The organism is Paenibacillus sp. FSL R7-0340 (genome assembly GCF_038002205.1).
In the GTDB taxonomy this organism is placed as follows: Bacteria; Bacillota; Bacilli; order Paenibacillales; family Paenibacillaceae; genus Paenibacillus; species Paenibacillus polymyxa_B.
Genome location: NZ_JBBOBY010000001.1, coordinates 3,779,498 through 3,804,548, shown reverse-complemented (window position 1 = coordinate 3,804,548; position 25,051 = coordinate 3,779,498). Strand labels below are relative to the sequence as shown.

Annotated in this window: 21 protein-coding genes; all 21 read left to right on the top strand. The window is 46.8% G+C overall.

What is annotated here, in order from left to right; translation table 11 throughout:
* The first annotated feature begins 5 nt into the window (after nucleotides 1-5).
* The 21 genes from MKX59_RS16565 to MKX59_RS16465 all read left to right on the top strand — a co-directional run bounded on the left by MKX59_RS16565 (nucleotide 6) and on the right by MKX59_RS16465 (nucleotide 24,961).
* Entirely contained in the window at nucleotides 6-785 is a 780-nt protein-coding gene (locus MKX59_RS16565; RefSeq protein WP_023988355.1) for an amino acid ABC transporter permease, read from the top strand.
* Entirely contained in the window at nucleotides 782-1,492 is a 711-nt protein-coding gene (locus MKX59_RS16560) for an amino acid ABC transporter permease (RefSeq protein ID WP_071558820.1), read from the top strand. The genes MKX59_RS16565 and MKX59_RS16560 overlap by 4 nt, the downstream gene beginning before the upstream one ends.
* On the top strand, nucleotides 1,489-2,241 hold the full coding sequence (locus MKX59_RS16555) for an amino acid ABC transporter ATP-binding protein (RefSeq protein WP_071558819.1): 753 nt from the start codon (nucleotides 1,489-1,491) through the stop codon (nucleotides 2,239-2,241). Before MKX59_RS16560 ends, MKX59_RS16555 begins: the two co-directional genes overlap by 4 nt.
* 15 nt (nucleotides 2,242-2,256) lie before the next feature.
* A complete protein-coding gene (locus tag MKX59_RS16550; protein WP_023988358.1) occupies nucleotides 2,257-3,273 on the top strand; it encodes an LLM class flavin-dependent oxidoreductase in 1,017 nt (338 codons plus the stop codon).
* Nucleotides 3,274-3,329: 56 nt separating this feature from the next.
* Nucleotides 3,330-4,487, top strand: a complete 1,158-nt coding sequence (locus MKX59_RS16545) for an amidohydrolase (protein ID WP_023988359.1) — start codon at nucleotides 3,330-3,332, stop codon at nucleotides 4,485-4,487.
* Between the two features lie 187 nt (nucleotides 4,488-4,674).
* A complete protein-coding gene (locus tag MKX59_RS16540) occupies nucleotides 4,675-5,610 on the top strand; it encodes a dockerin (RefSeq protein ID WP_023988360.1) in 936 nt (311 codons plus the stop codon).
* 371 nt (nucleotides 5,611-5,981) lie between these two features.
* Nucleotides 5,982-7,388 carry a discoidin domain-containing protein gene (locus MKX59_RS16535; protein ID WP_071558818.1) on the top strand — a complete coding sequence of 469 codons (1,407 nt, stop codon included), beginning with the start codon at nucleotides 5,982-5,984 and terminating at the stop codon, nucleotides 7,386-7,388.
* Between the two features lie 35 nt (nucleotides 7,389-7,423).
* The gene (locus MKX59_RS16530; protein WP_071558817.1) at nucleotides 7,424-8,833 is read left to right on the top strand and encodes a discoidin domain-containing protein; all 1,410 of its coding nucleotides are present in this window, start codon (nucleotides 7,424-7,426) and stop codon (nucleotides 8,831-8,833) included.
* A gap of 250 nt (nucleotides 8,834-9,083) precedes the next feature.
* Nucleotides 9,084-10,019, top strand: a complete 936-nt coding sequence (locus tag MKX59_RS16525; protein ID WP_023988362.1) for an ArsR family transcriptional regulator — start codon at nucleotides 9,084-9,086, stop codon at nucleotides 10,017-10,019.
* A 202-nt stretch (nucleotides 10,020-10,221) separates the two neighbouring features.
* Nucleotides 10,222-11,943, top strand: a complete 1,722-nt coding sequence (locus MKX59_RS16520) for an ABC transporter substrate-binding protein (RefSeq protein WP_023988363.1) — start codon at nucleotides 10,222-10,224, stop codon at nucleotides 11,941-11,943.
* Between the two features lie 107 nt (nucleotides 11,944-12,050).
* Nucleotides 12,051-13,004: an ABC transporter permease gene (locus MKX59_RS16515; RefSeq protein WP_023988364.1), complete on the top strand. Its 954-nt coding sequence runs from the start codon at nucleotides 12,051-12,053 to the stop codon at nucleotides 13,002-13,004.
* A gap of 15 nt (nucleotides 13,005-13,019) precedes the next feature.
* Nucleotides 13,020-13,946 carry an oligopeptide ABC transporter permease gene (gene opp4C / locus MKX59_RS16510; RefSeq protein ID WP_023988365.1) on the top strand — a complete coding sequence of 309 codons (927 nt, stop codon included), beginning with the start codon at nucleotides 13,020-13,022 and terminating at the stop codon, nucleotides 13,944-13,946.
* A gap of 13 nt (nucleotides 13,947-13,959) precedes the next feature.
* Nucleotides 13,960-14,943, top strand: a complete 984-nt coding sequence (locus MKX59_RS16505; protein ID WP_023988366.1) for an ABC transporter ATP-binding protein — start codon at nucleotides 13,960-13,962, stop codon at nucleotides 14,941-14,943.
* Nucleotides 14,936-15,910, top strand: coding sequence for an ABC transporter ATP-binding protein (locus MKX59_RS16500; RefSeq protein ID WP_034095022.1), 975 nt, complete (start codon nucleotides 14,936-14,938; stop codon nucleotides 15,908-15,910). Before MKX59_RS16505 ends, MKX59_RS16500 begins: the two co-directional genes overlap by 8 nt.
* A gap of 262 nt (nucleotides 15,911-16,172) precedes the next feature.
* Nucleotides 16,173-16,442 carry a 30S ribosomal protein S14 gene (rpsN, locus tag MKX59_RS16495; RefSeq protein WP_023988368.1) on the top strand — a complete coding sequence of 90 codons (270 nt, stop codon included), beginning with the start codon at nucleotides 16,173-16,175 and terminating at the stop codon, nucleotides 16,440-16,442.
* Nucleotides 16,443-16,701: 259 nt separating this feature from the next.
* Entirely contained in the window at nucleotides 16,702-17,694 is a 993-nt protein-coding gene (locus MKX59_RS16490; RefSeq protein ID WP_023988369.1) for a cation diffusion facilitator family transporter, read from the top strand.
* Between the two features lie 206 nt (nucleotides 17,695-17,900).
* On the top strand, nucleotides 17,901-19,805 hold the full coding sequence (locus tag MKX59_RS16485; protein ID WP_076265328.1) for a heparinase II/III domain-containing protein: 1,905 nt from the start codon (nucleotides 17,901-17,903) through the stop codon (nucleotides 19,803-19,805).
* Between the two features lie 28 nt (nucleotides 19,806-19,833).
* Complete coding sequence (locus tag MKX59_RS16480) at nucleotides 19,834-21,744, top strand: hypothetical protein (protein ID WP_028542367.1); 1,911 nt, start codon at nucleotides 19,834-19,836, stop codon at nucleotides 21,742-21,744.
* A 60-nt stretch (nucleotides 21,745-21,804) separates the two neighbouring features.
* Nucleotides 21,805-22,941 carry a glycoside hydrolase family 88 protein gene (locus tag MKX59_RS16475; RefSeq protein WP_023988372.1) on the top strand — a complete coding sequence of 379 codons (1,137 nt, stop codon included), beginning with the start codon at nucleotides 21,805-21,807 and terminating at the stop codon, nucleotides 22,939-22,941.
* A gap of 397 nt (nucleotides 22,942-23,338) precedes the next feature.
* Nucleotides 23,339-23,836 (top strand): RDD family protein, encoded by a 498-nt coding sequence (locus tag MKX59_RS16470; protein ID WP_023988373.1) that lies wholly within the window; start codon nucleotides 23,339-23,341, stop codon nucleotides 23,834-23,836.
* Nucleotides 23,837-23,956: 120 nt separating this feature from the next.
* Nucleotides 23,957-24,961 (top strand): ABC transporter substrate-binding protein, encoded by a 1,005-nt coding sequence (locus MKX59_RS16465; RefSeq protein WP_023988374.1) that lies wholly within the window; start codon nucleotides 23,957-23,959, stop codon nucleotides 24,959-24,961.
* Nucleotides 24,962-25,051: the final 90 nt, after the last annotated feature.

Below are 25,051 nucleotides of genomic sequence, written 5' to 3'. Positions count from 1 at the left end.
GGCATATGAGCAGAGAGTTCAATATTGACTATGTTTTTAGCTTTATCCCGAAAATGCTGTCTTACTTACACATCACCTTGTTTATTGTGGCAAGCTCGCTTGTATTGGGGCTTATCATTGGTCTGTTGGTTGCGCTGCCTCGCATGTATAACATTCCATTTCTCAAACGTGTTTCTCAAGTGTATGTCTCCTTTTTTCGCGGAACACCTATTCTAATCCAATTGTTTCTGGTGTATTACGGCCTGCCAGAGCTACTAAAGCTGGTGGATATCAATTCCTCCAGATGGGATGTGCTGTGGTTTGCCGTAGCAACCTACGCGCTCAATAGTGGAGCCTTTATTTCCGAAATTATCAGGTCAGGAGTAGAGGCAGTAGATCGAGGACAAATCGAGGCTGCGCAGTCCGTCGGCATGTCAGGCTACCAGACCTTTACACGTATCATAATGCCGCAAGCGCTGGCTGTGGTGGTTCCGGTATTTTCCAATCTGGTGATTGGCAATCTGAAGGATACTTCGCTGGCATTTACGATCGGAGCGATGGAGATGACAGGGAAATCACAGACATTAGGGTCGGCTACCCAGCATTTTGTTGAAACCTATATCGCGTTATCCCTTATCTATCTGGTGATCAGTCTGATTTTACAAAAATTGTTCAAGGTGCTGGAAAATACGCTTCTCCGGCACGAGCATCGGGATGCAGTACAGAAAGAACCCGAGAAACGAAAAAGTTTTGTGGTGCGCTACCTGAGAAGTCCTCGTCTTAGTAAAGGAGGTAAAGGCATATGAGTCTGGATTTTGGATTTATATATACTGCCTTTTTTGGGTTGTTCTCCGCGCTGCCCAACACTTTAATTATTACGGTGGTTTCCGTACTGGCAGGGTTGGTCATCGGTATTATAACGGCACTGGCGCGAATCTATAAGGTTCCTGTGTTGTCCCAAATTTCTCACGGTTACGTTACCTTTATCCGTGGCACACCGATGCTGATGCATTTGCTGCTTATTTATTTCAGTTTGCCTTTGTTGATTGATGCGGGAGCGAAGCATTTCGGCTGGCCTCTGCATTCCAAAGATGTTCCTTATATGGTATTTGCACTCATTTCGTTTTCCATTACCAGTGGCGCGTATATGTCTGAGGTCGTCCGTTCTGGAATCCAATCGGTCAACAAGGGGCAAATCGAGGCGGCTTATGCCGTTGGTATGACGACGTGGCAAGTGCTGAGACGGATTGTATTTCCGCAGGCGTTCGTGGTGAGTTTGCCAAACCTGACGAATTCCGTTATTGGGATGCTTCATGGCTCTACCTTGGCCTTCACGGTTTCGGTCACAGAAATCCAGGCACAGGCTGAAATTCTGGCATCTACCAACTGGAAATATTTAGAGGTATATATCGCGGCTGCACTGCTATTTTGGGGCTTGACGGTATTAATTGAGCGAATATCCGGCTTGGTGGAGAAAAAAATCAATGTGTTTAATGGAGGTCGAGCATCATGATCCGTCTGCAAAATATTACGAAGTCGTTCGGCAAACATGAAGTGCTCAAAGGCATTGATTTGACCGTGAACAAAGGCGAGGTCGTCGTTATTTTAGGCCCGAGCGGTTCAGGAAAAACGACTCTGCTACGCTGCATTAATTATCTGGAAAAGCCGAATGATGGGGAAGTCAGCATTGGCGATTTTACAGTGAACTGCAAGCGACCTGCGAAGAGGGATGTTTTGGCTCTACGTCAAAAGACGGCTATGGTTTTCCAGCAATACAATTTGTTCAAGCATAAAACAGCGCTGGAAAATGTCATGGAGGGACTTGTCGTTGTCCGCAAGGTCAAGCAGGAGGAAGCGAAAAAAATTAGCATTGAAGTGCTGGGAAAGGTCGGTCTGGGTGAAAAGCTGAATCATTATCCAAGCCAGCTATCCGGCGGGCAGCAGCAGCGTGTTGGCATAGCGCGTGCCTTGGCGCTGAACCCGGAAGTGATTTTGTTCGATGAGCCGACTTCGGCGCTGGACCCTGAATTGGTGGGTGAGGTGCTGTCGGTGATCCGCAAGATTGCGAAGGAAGGCATTACAATGATTGTCGTTACACATGAAATGGGCTTTGCGCGCGATGTTTCAAATCATGTGGTATTTATGGATGGCGGTCATATTATCGAGGAAGGCACACCGGACGACATTTTTAACCACCCCAAAGAGGAACGTACCAAACAATTCCTGAAACGGATTACACCGGAATATAACTATTCAATTTAGACGGGAGAGGGAGACATGAGTATTAAAATCGGAGTATTGGATCAAAGCCCTATACACGAGGGGGAAACGGCAGCGCAGGCCCTTCGTAATACGATTAAGCTAGCACAGCGTGTAGAGGAATTGGGGTTTACGCGCTTCTGGGTATCAGAGCATCACGATTCCGAGCAGGTTGCGGGCTCTTCGCCAGAGGTACTCATTTCCCATTTGCTGGCACGCACTGAGCGTATTAAAGTCGGTTCTGGTGGAGTGATGCTTCAGCATTACAGCCCTTATAAAGTAGCTGAAAACTTTAATGTGCTGTCCTCTCTTGCACCGGGTCGCGTAGATTTGGGAATTGGACGCGCGCCGGGCGGGTTGCCGAAATCCACACAGGCGTTACAACGAAACGTTCATGACGCGCCTTCTCTCGAAGAAAAAATTGATGAAGTAAGTCGCTATATTCATAATATTCCGTCTGAAGAAGGACCGTTAGCCGGGTTACAGGCGAATCCGATTCCAGAAACACCAGCGGATATTTACGTTTTGGGTACAAGTACAGACAGTGCTGGAATTGCTGCGCGTTTGGGGTTGCCCTACGTTTTCTCGCAATTTATCAATAGTAATGAGCAGATTGCATTGGAATCATTCCGTACGTATCGGGAGTCTTTCGATTATAGTTATGGACGTGAGCCGAAAGCTCTTTTTGCGCTTTCAGTCATCGTAGCGGACACTTCCGAGGAAGCTGCGGAGTTAGCAGGGGAGCACAAGTTGTACAAAATTCATCTGGCCAGTGGCAAGACGGCTACGGTGGGCACGCTGGAAAGTGCAGAAGAGTTCGGCAAGCAATCAGGTGAAGAATATACAATTGAAGCTACACAAGCGCAAATTAACAAAGGGAATAAAGACGAAATCTATGCTGTGTTGACGGAAATTCAAGCGAAGTATCAGGCCGATGAGCTAATTGTTACGACAGGAATAAGGGATATACACAAGCGCGTGCGCTCGTTCGAGTTATTGCATGAAGCTTTTGCCGGGTTGCCTGTGCAGTCCTAGATGTTGTTGGTCTGAGAGAATTGTAACTATTTTGGGTTCACGAAGGAGGAATAGGGATGAGTGGATCAACCGGGACGAAGGAGCAGGTTTTGGAGCAGAAGCTGGTGGACATTCGCCGCCATCTGCATCGAAATCCCGAGTTATCTAACGAGGAGGTTGAAACTACCGCCTTTATCCGCCGTCTGCTGGAAGAACAGAACATAACCATTCTGGATGTGCCGCTGCGTACCGGATTAGTAGCGGAAATCGGCGGACAGCAGGAGGGACCAACTGTCGCGCTTCGTGCAGACATTGATGCGTTGCCTATTCAGGAAGAGACGGGATTGCCTTATGCTTCGGTGCATCCCGGCAAGATGCATGCCTGTGGGCATGATTTTCATACCGCATCCCTGTTAGGAGCAGCCGTATTGTTGAAGCAGCGGGAGCAGGAGCTGAAAGGCACGGTTCGGCTGGTGTTCCAGCCAGCTGAGGAAAAGGCCAAAGGCGCTGCCCAAGTGCTGGACAGCGGTGCGTTGGCAGGGGTGCAGGCCATATTTGGCCTACATAACAAGCCGGACCTGCCCGTAGGCACGGTCGGCATCAAAGAAGGTCCGCTAATGGCAGCGGCGGATGGTTTTTACATCGAGGTGGAGGGTCTGAGCACACATGCGGCAGTGCCGCATGCAGGGATTGACCCCATCGTGGTATCGTCACATATCATTACGGCGCTGCAATCCATTGTGAGTCGGAGCGTTAATCCGCTGGATAGCGCGGTCATTAGCGTCACGAAGCTGCACAGTGGCAACGCCTGGAACATCATTCCTGACCGCGCCCATTTGGACGGAACAATTCGCACATTTGACGAAAATGTTCGCGCCCAGGTGACTGAGCGCTTCGAGCAGGTCGTAAAAGGCGTTGCGGATGCTTTCGGCACGAAAGCATCCATCCGCTGGATCGAGGGTCCGCCGCCTGTGCTGAACGACGGTAAGTTGGCCGTCATCGCGGAGGAGGCGGCAGAAGCGGTCGGCCTGGACGTAGTTCGTCCCATACCATCCTCGGCGAGCGAGGATTTTGGGTTTTATCAGAAGAACATCCCCGGTGTATTTGTCTTTGTCGGCACTGCGGGAAGCCAGGAATGGCATCATCCTGCCTTTGATCTGGACGAACGCGCGTTGCCCGGAACAGCGAAGCTACTGGCTTCACTGGCAGAATCGGCATTGATATCCATAGAGTAGGAGTGCGAGCCTAGTCTATGGATACTTATCCCCTCCTTGTAGAGGGGATATTTTTGTTTGACGCTATATCATTCCAATGATAGTATAAAATTGTAATTTTATTCAAAAACGAGAGTAGGTGTAATAAGAGAGTAGGCGTTGTCCTTTTAGATGTCTCGTAAAAATAAAAGGTATGGAGGTTAAATAAATGCCGAAGAAAAATGGAATGATCATGGCTTCTTTTTCATTAGTAGTGGCTGCTTCTTTACTGGTTGGCGGGGCTAACGTTGGTTCAGCAGCCTCAGATTTGGAAAGCACTTCTGATATAGCGTCGACAAATATTAATTTGGCTGCTGCTGATATACCTGCTAAATTTAAGCCATCGGTAGAATGGGTTTGGAAGAATAGAATGGTCAAAGAAGGCTCCACCAACCGTAAAAATTTGATTTTTGATCAAATCTATGCGGGAAAAGGAACGCTAAATTATGTAGTGCGTTGGCAATCCTCTAAAAATATCACTCTTCAGCAGCGTAAAGATATGGCTTCCATGCTGAGTCGCCAAATCAATAATTGGAATAAGCAGTTGAAAGGGTATGATGGCTGGCCTTATAACAATATTACAGTAAAAATAGTAGGCTGGGCCGTTGCGAATCCATCACAGATTCTTAACAAACAATCTAATGAAATCGTTTACACGGATACCATTACGGATGACTTAAGTAAAACAGACCCGAATATTCCAGCTAAACTTCCAGTTGCTCCTAACGCACTATCGAGATTTGAACATTTTATGGACCCTAACTATTCTTACCCAGGTGGCCTGGACAAGCGGTTTGATATGTACTTATGGGGAACGTCCAATTTTCAAGGCGGAGCTGGCGGGGATTGGGGGCAACGTATGCCTGATGATTATATCCTGAACACCTTGAATTCGGATGAAATCCAGATTACAGAGCACGAGATGGGGCATGGATTCGGCTTGCCTGACTTCTATGAAGAACATGAGCGTCCACCCGGTGGGTTTCCTGTGCCAACTATTATGTGGGCCGGAAATTCCCCCAAAATAACAGAGTGGGATACCTGGATGTTGCGTTATACCTGGAGCCAGGTTAAGAAGGATACCTCTCGTTTTCCTAACCGCTAAAAAATGCTAGAGTAGTGTGAAAAAAGCTTATAAATAGAGCCGTTTGTTCCAAAATCAAATTCTATGGTGGAATTGATTTAGTGAATAAACGGTTTTTTCATTTTATAAAATACCAGTTTTGTGCATGCAAAGATCAAGTATATGTTCCAAGATACGATTAAAATGACTAATTTAAATCATTAAGGAAAATATTGACGATGCAATAATCCAGTGATAATATGATTTGTGATTATTTACAAAAAACGACAAGGAGATTTGATAGTGTACTCTTAATCTCCTAGATTAGTTCGCAAACACGAAAAGAGAGGTGATAGAGATAGTTATTTCAAGAAAACTATTGCAATAATACAAATGGATATGGAGGTACATACATGTTGAACAGAAAAGGAATGATGATGGCTTCTTTTTCAGTAGTCATTGCTAGTTCATTACTGATGGGAAACGCTAGTTTTGTATCAGCGGATTCTCATCTAAACGGGGATTCTGTGGTTGCGGCAACGGGTGATTCGACGTTAGCTGATATGCCAGCTTATCTCAAATCCTCGGTGGAATGGGTTTGGAAGAATAGAATGTTGACCGAAGGCTCGACGGCTCGTAAAAATACGATTTTTGATCAAATTTTTGCGGGAAAAGGGACTCTTAATTATGTTATACGCTGGCAATCCTCTAAGCCCGTCACACTGAAGCAACGCCAGGATATTGCTAAAATGATAGATCGGCAGATGAACCATTGGACAGATCATCTTCAAGGATATGACGGTTGGCCCTATAAGAATATTAAAGTAAAAGTGGTAGGCTGGGCTGTTGCCGATCCTTCACTGCTCCTGAACAAGCAGCCTGACGAGGTCATTTATACGGATACCATTACAGATACACTAGCTTCTGAAAAACCGGAAATTCCTGCTGCGCTTCCAGTTGCGCCTAATGAAATATCCCGGTTTGAGCATTTTTCGGACCCGAACTATTCGTATCCGGGTGGATTGGATAAACGCTTTGATATGTATCTCTGGGCCACAGAAAATTTTGGCGGGGGAGCCGGCGGCGACTGGGGACAGCGTATGAATGATGAATACGTTCTGAGTACGGTAAACTCGGATGAGATTGAGATTACTGAACATGAAATTGGTCACGGATTTGGGTTAAACGATTTTTATGAAGAACATGAGCGTCCACCAGGTGGATTCCCAACGAACACCATTATGTGGGCCGGCAATTCCGATCATATCACCGACTGGGATGTTTGGATGCTGCGTTATACCTGGAGTCAAATCAAAAAGGATACGACTCGTTTCCCAATCACGACTAAAGACGACGATGGCCCAATTGAAACAGATCCTGATGAAATCGTGAACATAGCACCTGCGGCAACGGCTAGCAGCTCTTATACTTCATCTTGGGAAAATGTAAGCGCGCTAAACGATGGATTTGAACCTGCCAATTCCAACGATAGAAGTCATGCTGTGTATGGTAACTGGCCTGAGACGGGTACACAATGGGTCCAATATGATTTTGATCAAGAATATACGATATCCCAAACGGATGTCTATTGGTTCAAAGATGGCGCTGGCATTGATGTTCCTAAGTCTTACAAGATCAAGTATTGGAATGGTCAGGGCTGGTCTAATGTCAAGCAGGCCAAAGGGCTGGACACCGCGGTAGATCAATATAATACGACTACTTTTACGCCTGTAAAAACAACCAAAATAAGAATTGAAATGGTGTCCAAAGGATCGGCATCTACAGGAATCTTGGAGTGGAAAGTAGCAGCGAATCAGTAAGTAATCTCTTGAAATGAGATGGAGGGAAACGACGAATGTTGAAGAAAAAAGGAATGATGGCGGCTTCTTTTTCAGTAGCCATTGCTAGTTCATTACTGATGGGAAACGCTAGTTTTGTATCAGCGGATTCTCATCTAAACGTGAGTTCTGTGGTTGCGGCAACAGGTGATTCGACATTGGCTGATATGCCGTCCTATCTCAAATCCTCAGTGGAATGGGTTTGGAAGAATAGAATGTTGACTGAAGGCTCGACTGCTCGTAACAACACGATTTTTGATCAAATTGATGCGGGAAAAGGGTCACTCAATTACGTTGTGCGCTGGCAATCTTCTAAGCCCGTTACACTGCAACAACGCCAAGATATTGCTAGAATGCTAGGTCGCCAGATGAATCATTGGACGGAGCATCTCAAAGGATATGATGGCTGGCCCTATCAAGATATTAAAGTAAAAGTAGTAGGGTGGGCTGTTGCTGATCCTTCACTATTACTGGACAAGCAACCTGACGAGGTCGTTTATACGGATACGACTACAGATGAGTTAGCTTCCGAAAAACCTGAAATTCCCGCTGTACTCCCGGTTGCGCCGGCAGCCTTGTCCAGATATGAGCACTATTGGGACCCATACTATTCGTATCCGGGTGGATATGATAAACACTTTGATATGTATTTGTGGGTAACCGAAAATTTTGTAGGAGGAACCGGTCAGGATTGGGGCCAACGTGTGAATGATGATTACCTTTTTAGCACTTTAAACTCGGATGAGATTGAAATCACGGAACATGAAATTGGGCATGGATTTGGCTTAACTGATTTTTATGAAGAACATGAGCGTCCACCAGGTGGATTCCCAACGAACACCATTATGTGGGCCGGCAATTCCGATCATATCACCGACTGGGATGTTTGGATGCTGCGTTATACCTGGAGTCAAATCAAGAAGGATACGGCTCGTTTCCCAATCACGACTAAAGACGACGAGGGCCCAATTGAAACAGATCCTGATGAAATCGTGAACATAGCACCTGCGGCAACGGCTAGCAGCTCTTATACTTCATCTTGGGAAAATGTAAGCGCGCTAAACGATGGATTTGAACCTGCCAATTCCAACGATAGAAGTCATGCTGTGTATGGTAACTGGCCTGAGACGGGTACACAATGGGTCCAATATGATTTTGATCAAGAATATACGATATCCCAAACGGATGTCTATTGGTTCAAAGATGGCGCTGGCGTTGATGTTCCTAAATCTTACAAGATTAAGTATTGGAATGGTCGTAGCTGGTCCAATGTCAAGCAGGCTAATGGATTGGGTACTTCGGCAGACCAGTATAATACGACCACTTTTACGCCTGTAAAAACAACGAAATTAAGAATTGAAATGGTATCCAAAGGTTCAGTATCCACAGGAATATTAGAGTGGAAAGTAGCAGCTAACAAACTTTAAGCATCATATTATTTGTCCAAAGGTTGTCTCCTGCGATATTTGTGGGAGACAACCTTTTTTAATTCATAGCTGAACAGTTAGAGTCTGATGAGATCAGGCTTTTTTTTCGTCTTGATTATGATGCTTGTTTCCTTCATATTTGTATCTGTGTTTTGCTAAATTCTCGTATGAATGGATCACTAAGAATGAACGGGTGTACGATAGTATGTATAATGGACATCAGACATGAAAGAAAAGAGGACAGAAAGCGATGAGTCACGACGTGAATGCTCCTTACGATGTACATGTAGCATATGGACCGGTGTTTGAGCTGCTCAGCAGCTTACACACCTTTATTTGCCGCAAGGCTTACAAGAAGACCGATTTATCAGCCGGGTGGGCGGAGCAAGTGCGTAGAACGCTGTCTCCAGGTTTGTCCAAATTGCTGGAGTCCATGGAAATCAATGCAGATTGGAAGGTTATTTATGGACTCGTCTGTATGCTTTCTGATCAGGGGAACGTTGAAGAGGTCGTAGACCGTCTGGAGAACCGGGCTGTACAGGAATTAAATGAACAGGCATCAGCCTTTGGGGTCCCGCTGCCTGACGATATGGAGAAGCTTCGTAAACTTGCTTTGCAACTGCTATCTGGCTGGGACGAGGAGTATTTTCGCCATGTGGATACAAGTATTCTAAGCGGTCTGGAACAGGAAGCTGAACGGAGAAATAAGGAGAAGGGCTTACATAGCTCTATGGAGTGGGTGGATCGTACCACTAATGGCTTCCGGTTCGAGCCTTCCGAAGGGCTGACACGGGTGTTGCTGGTGCCTCAATACCATTTTCAGCCGATTAATATCATTTATCGATTTGGGTCGCTCCTGTTGTGCCATTATTCGGCAGGGATTTATGTTCAGGAGGACGATTTTTTATCCCCACAGGAATATCGAATGATCCGAAGTTTGGGGGAGAAGAGCAGGCTTAAGATTTTAAAATATTTGTACCAAAGCCAGTCTCCACGAACCTTTATTGAGATTGTCCGTCATCTCAAGCTGTCCAAGGGAATCACCCACGACCATATTTTTAAGCTCCGGGCCTCTGGCTTCATCCATGCACATTTTGATGGTGAAACATTGCTCGGCTATAGCGCACGGCTTTCGGCTGTGGATGAAATGCATCGGAGCATCCTGGGCTATATGGAGCGAAATTAGGCTGCACTCACCAGTTAGACTTTAACACTTTAAACAAATAGACGTCGATCATTTGGAATCCAGATGAGATGACGTCTATTTTTTTACATAAAAAATGGAGTTCTCTCTTTACAGAACCGGAATAGATTCCTATAATGAGATTTATCTTATTAATTACAACTTGTTCGATCGGAATTTACTAAATTAACTCGGGGGGATTATTTTGAAAAAGGGAATTATTCTACTCAGCAGTCTACTTCTGGCAAGTTCTACCTTATTAGCAGCTTGCTCTAGTGGTGGATCAGATAGCACTAGCGATGCTACTTCGCAAAATAGTGATGCCGCACAGACAGCCGCTACAGCGCAGCCATTAACAAGTCTGGTACAAGCTTCTGATTTATCCAAATTGCCGGAAGTGTCCAAAAAGAGAAGCGACACGATTATTGTTGGTCTGACTGACCCAGCCGGGGTGTTTACTCCGTATTTTAACCAAAGCGGCTATGACGGCAACGTGATTTCGCAGTTGTGGACTCCGCTGGTCACGGTAGACGAGAAGGGGCTTCCGCTGCCCAATCTGGCTAAGAGCTGGGATATTTCTAAGGATAATCTAACGTACACGTTTCATCTGGTTCCCGGTACAAAATTCAGTGATGGCTCTCCTTTGACAGCAGAGGATGTCGCTTTTACCTGGACGTTGATCTATGACAAAGCCTATCCTGGTGACAGCCAAATCCGAAAGCTGAACATTAAAGGCGGCAAAGACTATACGGAAGGCAAGGCAAAACAAATTGAAGGAATCAAGGTGATTGATGCGCAGACCATTTCTGCGACGTTGGAAAAACCAAACGCGCTGGCTCTGCCGATTCTGGGTGACTATGTACTGTCCAAAGCCTACTACGGCAAGGATTACAAGTTCGGACAGCTGGATTATTTTAAAAATTTACATAGTAGCCCTCTGGGAAATGGGGCTTATAAGTTGGAAAAGTTCATTCCAGGGCAAGAAGTTCGTCTGGAGGCGAATGATCACTTTTTCAAAGGCAAACCGAAAACACAGCATTTCATTTACAAAACAGCAGAAGGCGACGCTTGGCAATTCATAGAAACAGGCGATACCGATTTTGCTCAATTCACCGCAACTCAGGAAAATATAGACAAACTAAAAGGGCTTGGCTTTTTAAACATTTTGCCGTATACCCCTAGCACTTACGGATATTTGCAAGTAAATCTTGAAAATGAAAAGCTTAAGGATAAAAAGGTTCGTCAAGCATTGACCTATGGACTGGATCGGAAAAGCATTTATGTCGACGCAGCTCAGGGAGCAGGGGCGGTCGCAAACATTCCAGCTTCCCCAATATTCTGGTCTTACACGACCGATGGAATCAATCCATATAACTACGACCCAGAGCAAGCGAAAAAGCTGCTGGATGAAGCGGGCTGGGCAGAAGGTAGTGATGGCATCCGTGAGAAAAACGGTCAGAAGCTGACCATTCATCTGCTGACCTCTAAACGTCCAGAAACAGATACCTTTATTGCGCTTGCGGCTGAAAATTACAAAGCGATTGGCGTTGACCTACAGCCGGAAATCTTTGCAGACTTTAATGCAATGGTCGCCAAAGTAGAAGGTAAGGATTATGATCTTGCCGCCTTTTCGACAGGCATGCTGACAGATCCATCAGATGGAATCGAGCAATTCGTCAATGGAGAAGTCAAGGGATATAACAATCCAAAGGTAAAAGAGCTATATGAAAAAGGCTTGTCTACGACGAATATGGAAGAACGCAAGAAAATATATCAAGAATTATATGTGCTGCTAAACGATGAACTGCCCGTAATTTTTACCAACTATAAGAAGACGGTGTATGCCTACAATGGTCGGATGGAACATGTAAAGGTCAGTCCGTTCATTGGCTTGTCTGGTAATCTGTTCGAATGGTCCCTTAAATAAGCCACATTTTCGGGCCCCTTGTGAAGAACATCAGGTTCGGATCAAGGGGCCTCCCAAATAGGGGAAACGTAATGAGTAGCCTGACCTTGAATTGAAAGGAGTCTGTCATGAGCTCGTTTTTAACGAAAAGACTGACGTATATGGTTATTATTTTGTTGGCCGCTTCGATGATGATTTTTTTCCTGTATGCCATGACACCGGGAGATTTCATTAGCGGCAATCTGAAGCTGTCGCCAGAGAGAAAGGCGGAGCTGAGGGAAATTTACGGCCTGAATAAGCCTATTCTTGAACGCTATGGAAATTGGCTGGGCAATGCGCTGCATGGAAATTTTGGTTATTCGCTTGCCCAGCAAAAGCCGGTGCTGACCTTATTTAATGAGTATATCTGGAACTCGTTTTTGCTGGCCGTTGTATCGACCTTCCTGACCTGGTTTATCGCGGTCATTATCGGTGTGGTTGCTGCTTATAAGCAGTATTCATGGTTTGATACTTTGGTAATGGTGGTGATTTTCGCTGCCATGTCTGTGCCCTCATTTTTTATCGGGTTGTATCTGATTAAAATCGCAGCGGTTGACCTGAAGTGGTTGCCACCCGGTGGCATGCTTAATACGGGGAGTAACGCTACAGGTATGGAGTATGTGAAGGAGGTTCTCCAGCATATGACCTTGCCAGTGATCGTTATGACGCTGCTGGGACTGGGGTCGTTGACCCGCTACTTCCGTAGCAATATGATCGACGTGATCCAGCAGGATTATATACGCACAGCCCGTGCAAAGGGCTTAAAGGAAAGAAAGGTACTTTTTACGCACGCATTGAGAAATGCATTGCTGCCTGCCATTACGCTCGTTGGCTTCGAACTACCTGCGCTGTTTGGCGGGTCCCTGATTATTGAAAAGATTTTTAATTGGCCAGGAATCGGTCAGTTGTACATGCAATCCTTTTCGCTCCGGGATTATCCACTACTTATGGGCTTTACGATGCTAATTGCCATATTGAGCGTTATCGGAACACTGTTGTCCGATATTTTGTATCGCATCGCGGACCCGCGTGTGAAAGTGTAAGAAGGGGGCTAAGGAATGTCATCCGTGAGCAGTAATTTAAGCAAGAGCAGCGGCAGACTGCGAACAACTGTTAAATCTTCAATGTGGCAGCAAGCGCTCCGGCAGCTGTTCAGAAACAAGCTTGCTATGGCTGGTCTGCTTGTCGTGGTATTTATGTTTTTGCTCTGTTTTATCGGTCCGCTATTTTCTCCTTATTCCGATAATAAAACAAATATATTAATGATGAACAAGGCGCCAAATATCCATCACTGGTTAGGAACAGACAAGCTGGGGCGGGATGTGCTGACACGTGTGATGCAAGCAGGTCAAATTTCTCTTACCGTGGGTTTGGCTTCAATGGTATTGTCAGTCTTTTTGGGGGCTACGCTGGGGGTCATATCCGCATATTTTCGCGGGATTGCGGATCAGATTATTATGCGCGTTGCTGATTTGCTGCTGACGATTCCCAGTTTGCCCCTGCTATTTATTATGGGCGCGCTGCTATCTGACTGGAAGGTTCCACCCGATCAACGGATGTATATTGTCATGCTGATGCTTAGTCTGGTCAACTGGCCGGGGATTGCACGGATGGTGAGGGGCCAGATGCTTAGTTTGCGGGAACGTGAATTTATGCAAGCCGCGACGGTACTGGGACTCTCGAATCGTCGAAAGCTGTTCAAGCATCTGCTGCCGAATATTTTACCGTTGTTGATCGTTATCGCTACATTGAATATTGGCGGAGCCATCCTGAGTGAATCTGTGCTCAGCTTCTTTGGCCTTGGCGTGCTGCCCACAACACCGACTTGGGGCAACATGATTGATGCCGCTAACAATGTGCTGGATTTTCAGCAACGTCCGTGGTTGTGGATACCGCCAGGACTGTCTATTTTTGCTACAGTCATCGCTATTAATATTTTTGGTGACGGGCTGAGGGATGTACTTGACCCGAAACATAAGAGGTAGGTGATCATACACCATGGACAATTTACTTTCTATTGAACATTTAAGCACTCATTTTTATACAGAAGAAGGAACGGTTAAAGCGGTGGATGATATCAGCTTCCGTGTGAAGCCAGGGGAAACGGTATGCATTGTCGGTGAATCGGGATGCGGCAAAAGTATTACCGCGATGTCCATCATGGGTCTGATCCAGAGTCCCGGTGGTAAAGTGGCAGGCGGAAGCATCCGCTTTGAGGAAACCGATCTGCTAGAGCTTAGCAGAAATGAGATGCGCACGATTCGCGGACATGAAATATCCATGATCTTTCAGGAGCCGATGTCTTCATTGAATCCGGTCATGACCATTGGTGAACAGCTATCCGAACCACTGATTGAGCATTTGAAAATGGGCCGTAAGGAAGCTCGTAAGCGAGCACTGGAGCTGATCGAACAGGTCGGTATATCCCGGCCGGAGCAGATTTTAAAAAGTTATCCGCATGAGCTGAGCGGGGGGATGCTGCAGCGAATTATGATTGCAATTGCTGTTTCTTGTGGTCCCAAGCTGCTTATCGCGGATGAGCCAACCACCGCTCTGGATGTAACGATTCAGGCGCAAATCCTCGATATGCTGCGTGAATTTAAAGCCCAATCCAATATGTCGCTCATGCTAATCACCCATGATCTGGGTGTTGTCGCCGAAATGGCTGATTACGTCATTGTGATGTATGCAGGCAAGATCGTCGAGGAAGGCGAAGTGGTACAGCTGTTTAATCATCCCAAGCATCCTTATACACAAGGGTTACTAAAATCCAAACCGGTGCTTAATCAGCGCCAAGAGGAACTGTATTCCATTCCCGGGCAGGTACCTAATCCGCTGGAGCTGACGACTTCCTGTTATTTTCATGACCGCTGCGGGCAGTGCATGGACATTTGTCGTGTAAAGGAGCCTACATTAAAAGAAGTTTCAGCTCAGCAGAAAGCATCCTGCTGGTTATATGAGGAGGCGGTTGTTCATGGCTGAGCCGGAGCCGTTGTTGGAAATAGACCGCTTAAAAACGTACTTTCCGGTGAAGTCCGGGTTTATGAACCGTACTTCAGGACATGTGCGGGCGGTAGACGATATCAGCTTTACGATCCGTCAGGGTGAAACCTTCGGATTGGTAGGGGAATCGGGGAGCGGTAAAAGCACGGTGGGCCGCACGATTGTTAGATTGACGGATAAAACGGACGGTACCGTAAAATACAAAGGGATGGATTTGCACAGCTTGTCTGCCAAAGGGATGCAGGAACTTCGTCCCAAAATTCAGCTGATCTTTCAAGACCCGTATAGCTCGCTGAATCCGCGTGTACGGATTGGTGATGCCATTGGTGAGGCGCTACTGGATCACGGTATAGCAACGAAGGAGGAGGTCCGGCAGATTGTGCTGGACGTGCTCAAGCTATGTGGATTGTCAGAGTATCATATCGACCGTTTTCCCCATGAATTTTCGGGAGGTCAACGCCAACGGATCGGCATTGCCCGAGCGCTGGCGCTTCAGCCGGATCTAATTATCGCTGATGAGCCGGTATCAGCGCTGGATGTGTCCATACAGGCGCAGATTATTAACCTATTCGCCAAATTGCAGGCCGAACGGGGTCTGACATATTTGTTCATCTCGCATGATTTGAGCGTGGTGGAACATTTGTGTTCCCGTATTGGCGTGATGTATTTAGGCTCCATGGTCGAAACGGCATCGCGTGACGAGCTATTCGGGAATCCGTTGCATCCGTATACGAAGGCGTTGCTGTCGGCTGTACCTATTCCGGTGCCGAAGCTGAAGAGAGAACGTATTTTGCTCAAGGGGGATATTCCAAGTCCGGTTAATCCGCCTTCGGGCTGCAAGTTCCATACTCGCTGCCCCTTTGCAATCGACCGTTGCTCCAAAGAGATTCCACTCTATCGTGAGGCTCGTCCAGATCACTGGGTAGCTTGCCATTTGGCTGAATGAACAAAGTCAGTCAGCAAATTTTAAAGCCGTTGAAACGGCAGACCGTTCACAAGAGTGAAGGGGGCTGCTGTTTCAACGGCTTTTTAATGTCGTGATTCAAACCGCTTGGGTTGACAACACACCTGGAGCAGCGTTATATTAAATAGTAATCGTAATTATTACTATTTAAGGTATAAAATCATGTCCATATCCGTGTTCATCAATCTCGCGGTAGTGATGGTGAACCTTCATGATTGGCATATATCACAAGGAGGAGCTTTACATGGCCAAGAAGTCAAAAGTCGTAAAAGAGAAGAAACGCCAGGATATTGTAGCTAAATATGCGGACCTGAGACGTGAATTGAAAGCAAAAGGGGACTACGAAGCTTTGCAAAAGCTTCCGCGTGACTCATCTCCAACCCGCCTGAAAAGCCGTTGCGAGCTGACGGGCAGACCTAGAGGATACTTGCGCAAATTCAAGCTGTCTCGTATCGCGTTCCGCGAGTTGGCACATAAAGGCCAAATTCCAGGAATTACGAAATCAAGCTGGTAAACAGGTACTTATGTCGATCGTCAGCGCATGGAGATTATCTGTGTTGTTAACCTGAGGATATGTCTGATAGAAGGTTGTAACGGGAATGCTTCATGTCGTAGGGGGACATGGGGCATTCCTTTTCCATGGAAAATATTATCGTTTGTATTGATTCTCCTCAGATGGTTAGGTAGAATATGGACGGGTTAAAAATATACATAACAAACGATTACATAATGTGGATATATCAGATTATGTATACCTCAGGAGGAGCTACAAGATGGAAGTGAAACAGAGAGAGGACTCCTTTTGGAGTATGGTCAAAAAAGGAAACAAATCCTCGGGCTCGGCGGCGTTAGGTAATACCGGCATTGCTCTGATTAAGGGGATTGCTTTTGCCTTGACAGGCAGCGGCTCTATGTTTGCTACGATGATGCATTCCATTGCGGATGCAGTGAATCAAATGTTTGTATTCGCGGGCAGTGTACTAGCAGAGAAAAAACCGACAAAACGCTTTCCTACCGGCTTTGGACGAGTGATTAACCTGTTTTGTATGGTTGCCGTTATTGTTGTAACGATTATGGCCTATGAAACCGCATTGGAAGGCATTCATTTGCTGCAGCATCCAGCTGAATCTACACATGGATTTTGGATTAATGTAGTAGTGCTGATTTTGTCACTAGTGGTGGACGGATTTGTATGGAGCAAAGCGATGAAAGAAGTGCTGCATGAATCCAGAGTAGAAGCGAAGGGGCTAAGCATTTTCACCACTGCGTTCCGCCATGTGGGGCGTGCTGCACCGCCAACCCGGCTGGTGTTTTATGAAGATTTGGTAGCAACAACGGGTGGAGTACTTGCTCTGCTAGCAGTGGTGGTCACATCGCTGACAGATTTTAAACTGCTGGACGGAATTTCGAGTATACTCATCGGTTGTCTGATGGTCGGTGTTGCTTTCCGGGTCGGTTACGACAACATGGTAGGCTTGATTGGTGTATCTGCTCCTCCTGATATCGAAGAACGTGTGGCTTCCATTATTCTAGCAGATACACATGTAACGGATATTTATCAAATGCGTATTTTACAGGAGGGACGCTACTATCACGTGGAAGGGTTGATTGAGCTTACACCGGGCATGACGCTGGCAGATGCTGACGATATTAAATTTAGAGTCGAGGACGCTTTGCTACGTGATCCTAATATCTCAGATGCAGCATTGGGTATTCTGGAAGATGACGGGATTAGAAAGTGGAAACAAGAGAAACCCACAGTTTAGAAAAATGATCAAAGCGAATCTGGACGGGGATTGGCAATAGTGTAAAATAAGAGCTTCCATGACCACAGCAACGGGGCATGGAGGTTCTTTTACTTTTTTCTCAATTGTTTTACTACCCCTTTGAATTTAGGATGATTGTTAGATACAATGAAAGCGTTAACAAAAAAGAAGGTGAAACAAATGCTTCTCATGGGGAGGAAATGCAAATGAGTCTTCTGAGGGAGGCTTGGCCTGCTTCGCGGCTCGTTAAGGCGCTGGCTGGCGGCATGCAGGATTCAGCAAGGCAACGGTTAAGGAGTAATTGGACAAAAAGGCTGCGGACGACTGTCTCTGAGCCGATATACGCCGAACTTTGGATGGATATTGTGCGTGTCTGTAAAGATAATCGGGAAACATCATGGCCTGAACTGCCGTTGTCTCTGTTTCGGGAATTTACTAATACAGGAGAGCGCAAGCCGTATGAGGATGTGTACTTTGAACGGCGTGGACGACTGGTTGCTATAGTGCTTGAAGCTGTTGTCAAGCCGGAGCCTCGAAAGATGAAAGAGGTGGAAAGCGGTCTGCTGGACATATGTAGCGAGTACACATGGGCGCTTCCTGCACATGTCAATGAAGAGGACACAGTAACACCGCCTTGGCAGCAGGTGGATTTATTCGCGTCCGAAACAGCACAAACGCTGGTTGAAATTTTATTGCTGCTAGGAGAACAACTGGCTAGCCATGTGGTCGCTCAGGTGCACGAAGAGATTGAACGTCGTGTGCTGGAACCCGTTTTTTGGAAGCCTCGTCATTTTGGATGGGAAACCGCAGATCATAATTGGTCGGCAGTATGTGCTTCCGGTTGCGGAATTGCAGCATTGCTGCTGGTAGAAGACGACTTTTCCAGAGCGGTAGCCATCGAGAGTATGCTGGGGGCGCTGGATTGTTTTTTGGCAGGCTACAGAGAGGACGGGGGATGTCCCGAAGGAGTAGGTTACTGGGTGTACGGCTTTGGTTATTTCACTTATTTTGCCGATATGCTGCGTGAGTTTACCGAGGGAGCTGTGGATATTCTGAACTCGGAAAAGGTTAGGCAAATCGCAGCCTTTGCAGAGCGGGTTCATCTGTCGGATGGTATTTTCGCTAATTATTCGGACAGTAGTGAAACGGAACGATTGCCTTCCGGACTCATTTCTCATTTGAATTCTTTGCAAGGAGGACCATCTACACTCCCTTTCCGCGTACCTGGTCTGTTGGAAGACCCCTGTCGCCGCTGGGCTCATGTATTGCGCAACTTGGTCTGGACGAATCCTCTGGCATTCGGGAGCGGTGAGACCGTTACCAATTATTTGCCGCAACTCGGTTGGCTGATGTGCCGCAGCTGCAGTTCCAGCCATAGTGGACCCGAAAGCCAAAAGGGTGAACCAGGTGTCATGCTTGCATTTTCAGCGAAGGCTGGGCATAACAATGAACCGCACAATCATAACGATCTTGGACATTTCATCCTTCATGGCGGTGGCGAAAATATATTGTGCGATCTGGGAGCAGGCTTGTACACGAAAGCCTATTTTTCATCGGGACGAGAGTCGATTATTAATATCTCCTCCGGCGGTCATTCCGTGCCTGTCATCAATGGGACTATGCAGCAATCGGGCGCACAGGCAAAGGCGGCTGTGCTGGATATTGCTTTGGATGAGCAGGAGGAGGTACAGACGGGCACAAGGCTTAAGCTTGATTTGACATCTGCTTATCCTGTAGAAGAATTGGCGGTCTTCACCCGCTCCTTTACATGGAATGTGCTGGAGGGAAACGAGGCGGCAAGGCTTACCGTCACAGATCATTTTGAGTTTGAAACGTCTGGCGTGAGCATGAAGTCACGGGATGTGGAGGAGCTTTTGATCAGTCGTATTCAGCCTAATCTGGGAGCAGGCTTCGTGGAATGGAAGGGAGCGAACGCAGGGGTCAGGTTAGATTATGATGCCAGCGTGCTGCGGGCGGGGTTGGAGGCTGTGAAGCACATAGATCATGACGGAATTCCTTTTGTGTTTTATAAAACATCGCTGCAACTGGACTCCAATCAATGGAACGGTTCTGCAAGCGTAGATTGCAATCTGTTTTTTACCATACATTAATTTTCATTTTGAATGGGAGGCAGACAGGATGAATAAGCTGCAGACAGGCAGCGTGTACCCTTGGCAGACGGAGCTGGAGAGATTTATAGAACAGGTGGAAAGCGCGCCAAATCGAGTGAATGACGGATGGACTCACCAACATAAGCTGGCTGTGCTGGAAAAGCTGGTTCGCGCATATGCCCTGCATCAGGACGAAACCGGAGCTATCATTGACCCCCATTCTGAAAGTGAACGGTACTACTCCACCCCCTCCTATGCGTTGGCTGCGGCGGTGTTGGTCAAAGAAGGCCGGCATGATTTACTGGAATCTGCTGCTGCGGCCTTGACGCATAGCATAGCTTGTGTAGTGGAGGAAAAAGCGCCAGATCACCACCCAGACTTTTTTCCAATTATGATGATGGGAGCGTATCGGCTCCTTAAAAATCTGCTGCCAGAACAAGCCATGGCATGGAAGCAGCAACTGAGCAGAATTCAGCCGGAGCAGACCTACATTTTTACGATGAGCAAAATGAAAAATCCGAACCGGATGATCAACTGGAATGCGATTATGATTTCCGGCGAGTTTTTGCGTGCAACGGAAGGAATTGCAGCCGATTCGGAATGGATGGAGACGTATATCCGCAGCTACCATTTGCCTCGTTTTACCAGGTTGGGCCTGTATCAGGATGGTCCGTTGGATCGGCCCAATAGCCCATTTGCCTACGATATCGTTACACGTTTTCATCTGGGCGTGATGCTGGAGAACGGATATGATGGCAGCTGCGCACTCGAACTGCGTGACCACCTTCGCAAGGGGGCGCTCAGCACATTACTGGCGCTATCCCCGCACGGGGAAATTCCGCCGCGTGGAAGAAGCGCCCAGCATCAGTGGAACGAATCGGCGGCGGCCTTTGTCTTTACAACACATGCACAGCAGGCTTTTACAGCAGGAGAGCATGGGCTCGCAGGTGCGTTCCGACGGGCAGCAGATCTATGCTGGCAAGCGATTAGCCGCTGGCAGACGGATGACGGCAAGCTGCATATCGTCCGCAACCATTATCCGTCCGAGGCACGGCATGGCTTTGAGGTGTACTCGAATCATACCTGCTACAGTCTGTGGACGGCGGCTGTGCTGGCCCACACCCTTCTACATGGTGAGGAGATGGATCGCATTTCCCCAACCTTCATCCCGGCGGAGATCGGCAGCCGGGTGTTGGCAACGGATGGCTGGTTCCAGACTGTCATTGCAGCCGTAGACGGGCAGCAAATGCTTGTGCAAACATCGGTCAACGACCCGTACAATATTCCGGGCATCGTGCGTATTCAGCAGTCTGCGCTGCCGTCGCTGATCGGTCCGTCCTCAGCAGGTCATGCAGACCGCGGCTTTACAGGCTTCGCGGAGGGAGATATTTTCCCGTTGAGCTATACCCCGGCCTGGCAAACGGAGGACGGAAAGTGGCACAGCTTGTCGGAGGGCATTCCCGGTACGCTGGAGTTCGACCGGGATGGAGGGATTGACCCGCAGGATGGTGGAGGAACCGTACAGATGGAACAAAGCTCAGCGTCTGACGGAGCAACGGATTTTACACTCCTGTGGGAAGGCCCATTCCCGGGAGTGAGGGAAATCCGAACGCATTATCGTCAGGTACCCGGCAAAATTGAAGTGGCGTATGAGCTTCAAGGCAATATTCAGAATGTAGGGGCACTTATTCCCCTAATGGCGTACGACGGTCGGGAGCGCAGTGTTATTCATCATGTCATGTCAGCTGGGAAAGAAACGGAAAGCATTCGAGTAGAATACGCAGGTGCAAGCCTTGAAGTCATCCCGACGACGGAAGGAACGAACGTGGTTTGGCCGGAAGAATTAGCTTCTGTGGCCTGTCGGAATGGTTTACTTAAGGGAGCGCGTCTGGAATGTGAAGGCAACCGCATTTCCTTTATCATTCGGTTACCTGAATAAATGGAACTGGTGTAGCCATATATATTTTTAAACATGTGGAAAAAGGGAGAGGAAAAAGAAATGACGAAAACAGAAGCGTGGCTGGAGCAATCGTGGGAGCTGGCTTTGGATAAAACGCTTGCCTTGGCGGCAAGACTGGGTGACGCTTTTCCACATGTTGCAGAGGGTGGACGTTATGATAATCGTGAAGAAGCGTGGTGGACAGCAGGCTTTTATCCGGGACTGCTATGGCTAGCCAATCGGGCGCGTCCTGACAGTGTGGCTGCCGGGATTGCACAGCGGTGCGAGGGTCGTTTGGAAAAAATACTCTATAATAGCGAAGCTGTAGACCATGATCTTGGCTTTATTTGGCTGCTCAGCGGCGTGGCCGCCCACCGATTGAACGGAGATTCTGAGTCCAGAAGACGTGGGTTATTGGCTGCCAATCTGCTGGCTGCCCGTTTTAACGTGAATGGCCGTTTTATTCGTGCGTGGAACTTCCCCTCGAAGGACATGGATACACGGGGCGTTGCGATTATAGATAGTATGATGAATCTACCCTTGCTTTATTGGGCTTCGGAGGAAAGCGGAGATCCGCGTTTTGCCGCTCTCGCTGTGCAGCATGCAGATACCGTAGCACGTGAATTTGTCCGTTCGGACGGTTCTATCGCACATGTGATCGAATTCGATCCAGAGATTGGAAAAAAGGTCGCCGAGCATGGCGGACAGGGATTTGCTCCCGGTTCTGCCTGGGCACGTGGCACGGCTTGGGCTCTGTATGGTTTTACGCTTTCGTATGGGTACACGCGCGATTCGCGTTATTTGAAGGTGGCCGAGAATACGGCTGACTTTTTCCTGTCCCAGCTGGGCGATGCTTGCCTGCCTGTGTGGGATTTTAGAGCAGAAGAAGAGCACCGCGGGGCATGGGATTCATCGGCGGCGGCAATTGCGGCCAGTGGTTTGCTGGAGCTGGCAAAATATTCGACGCGTGCAGAGCATTTTACAGAAGCTGCAGCATCTATCCTCGAGGGCTTGCATCATACGTGTACGGCGTGGGGCGAGGAGCATGAGGGATTGCTGATGAACGGGACTGTACATTATCCTGAGCAAAAATACATCAACGTTCCCATTATCTATGGCGATTATTTCTTTGTCGAGGCATTGGCAAAGCTGCGCGGAGAAGAAGGTTTGTTTAGTGTTGAATGCAAAAAAATATAGTGTATAAGCGTGCAAGAACGAACTCATTTTAATCATACGGTCGTTTGTCAGATTTACGGAATGAATTGTGAAGCAGCGTGTGTGTAATTTCATTTACATATACGCTGTTTTTTTATGCATGAAAAGGCTGGATTTATTTCGATGCCAAAGTACTACTTATAGGGGGTTAAGAGATTGTGGCTGAGCTTATTTTGTACCCAATCAGAGAAAAATCATTGATATAAGCTCTTAACTCCTATGAAAATTTTCATTTTGATGCATGGAAATAGGTCCTTTTACTTGTTTAAGAGCATTTACTCGTAAATTGACAATATAGGTGGGTAACCGTATGATATCTTTTTGTGTAAAGGAATAAACTGGTTTTTAAATCTCATTTGCAAAAGGAGTTATACATATCATGACAGCAACAAGTGATTGTACAAAAAGAATATACGGAGGATTTTGGATAAGAACGGCAGCGTTTGTGATTGATCTGATCATCCTTACTGCCATAGTCCTTTTAGTAGGGGGCGCAATTTACATTATCCCAGATCTTCTGGGCATAAAGGAGACGGGTTTCATACAAGTACTGCTTATGTTGTGGCCGCTGATCTTATGGCTCGTAGTGCCATGGTTGTACTGTGTGTTATGGGAATCATCGAAGGTAAGAGCAACACCGGGTAAGCTGGTGTTCTCTTTAATTGTTGTAGACAAGGAAGGAAAGCGTCTTGGATTCTTACATGCCTCAGGACGTTATTGGATTAAAGCCATTTCTTTTGTAATTGCTCATATTATTTATATTGTGGTTGCTTTTACTGCCAAAAAACAGGGACTCCACGATCTTTGTACCAACACCTTTGTTGTGAATAAAAAGGAGTTGCAGCACATGAGCAGCAATTGTCCTTCACTCCAGTAGCTTCAAATATCATGAATTAAGGAAATTTCCGTTGCAGAAGATGGGTCTATTATGTAATATTAAGTGAATGATAATGATTATCATTTTCTATAGACTATATAACTTGGAGGATACATCCATATGCTACATGTAAAAAAATCGACCAAACTCCCTATACTGGCGGGAGTACTGCTCATTATAGCCGTTGTACTATCAGCTTGTAGCTCTCAAGGAAATGTTGCCCAAACTTCCCCTACAGCAGGACAGGCTGCAAACAGCACGGTTCAAAAGGAAGAGGCATCAACAACGCCGACCACCCGAGAATATACAGACTCTCAAAAACGTAAAGTAACGATTCCGGTAAATCCACAGCGGATCGTTTATGTAGGCAGTGATCCGGGGGATTTGCTTGCCTTGGGTGTACGTCCAGCAGGTGCGAGTCTGAGTGTCATTCAGTCACAAATTGTGTATGCGGACCTTACCAAGGATATTACCGATGTAGGCTACCCAGTGAATCTGGAAAAAGTGACGATGCTGAAACCGGACCTTATTCTTCACGACAATTGGGATGAAAAGGCGATTGATACGTTAGCTAAAATTGCACCTACCGTGGCTCTTCATTCCGACCAGGCAACTTTTGAACGTATGCAGGAGCTAGGTAAACTTCTTGGAAAAACTAAAGAGGCAGACCAATTCAAAACCTTATATGACGAGAAGGCCAAACAAATGAAGGCCAAGCTGGATGTTGACATTAAGCCAGGAGAGACAGCGACGGTGTTGTTAGTTATGGGGAAGAACCTGTATGTTATGGGACATCAGGGTGCATCCGTGTCCTTGTATGATGTGCTTGGCTTTAAACCGGCTCCCAAGGTACAAACAGACCTGATTGATAAAAAAGAGCGCTTTGCTACCATTTCTAACGAGGTGCTTCCTGCATTTATCGGGGATGAACTATTTATTCTGTCGGATCAGAGTAAAGAAACAGTTGCAGTTACTAATAATCTGATGAACAGTGAAATATGGAAGACCATTCCCGCGGTTCAAAACAAACGGGTATATACACTCGACAGCTCATGGAATTTTGATGATGCCATCACGAGAGAACGGCTTCTTGAACAAATTCCAGATTTGATGAAGCAAAAGTAAACATGGAACCAGCCAGTGCCTGAAAGCATTAGCTGGTTTCTTTGTTTTCTCATTATGCTATGAATAATTCCCTTGCTTAACCTATCTCTT